Origin of the sequence: Haemophilus sp. HMSC066D02 (assembly GCF_001810545.1) — a bacterium.
Lineage (GTDB): Bacteria > Pseudomonadota > Gammaproteobacteria > Enterobacterales > Pasteurellaceae > Haemophilus_D.
The window spans coordinates 1-650 of the sequence record NZ_KV801811.1 but is presented as its reverse complement, the minus strand read 5'-3'; the positions used below and the strand labels follow the sequence as shown (position 1 = coordinate 650).

The window sequence follows — 650 nt, the reverse complement described above, 5'->3', positions numbered from 1 at the left end:
CTGAACAGCTCGGGGTGAACGTCGAATTGCAGCTTCTTCAGCTTGAGCTGCTCGGCAGTCTCCGGGTCTCTGAGGAAGTGATCCATCAGGCCGTAGTTGCCACGTTTGTAAAGCTCGTCGAGAGCTTTATGCTGGATGAGGGAATCAAGGTCCACATCGGCTCCAATTGAAGGTTGCAGGAACGACAATTGTTACCAGACGAAAGGCCGATGTAAAGCCTTACGCGTGCAGGATACGAATTCAGAGCCCTTTTTGTGGTCCACGCAGCCTGTTTTGCATGCGCGAAGACGGGCAGGGGAGGGGAGGGCGCTGGGCACGCGGCGCATCGCTGCGTTGGCGTGAGAGCCGTGGCTCTGCATGGGGGGCATACCCCCCATACCCCCTTAGGCCGCTGGCTGATCCTCCACCGGGTCTCCCAGGACGCCGTAGTCAGTCTCGGCGAATGCCGGCCGACCATGCTTCAACAGCAGGTGTTGGTAGGTGTCAAAACGATCACAGAGGCGAGACAGGGTGGATACCGCGAGGCAGCAAAACGACGCCTCGTCGGGATTCGAGCTGCGCCAGATCTCGATCAACGCTTGGGCTTCGGCCAGAGGCCCGTGGATCTCGCGTTCAGCTTCGCCCAGCTCGGGCGCAATAGACTTCTTCTC

The 650-nt window shown here is 59.4% G+C and carries 1 protein-coding gene; it reads right to left on the bottom strand.

Annotated features, from left to right (window positions below; all coding sequences use genetic code 11):
* Positions 1–383: 383 nt before the first annotated feature.
* The coding region (locus HMPREF2750_RS10050) for a hypothetical protein (RefSeq protein ID WP_186821577.1) at positions 384–650 on the bottom strand (267 nt) is incomplete at its 5' end.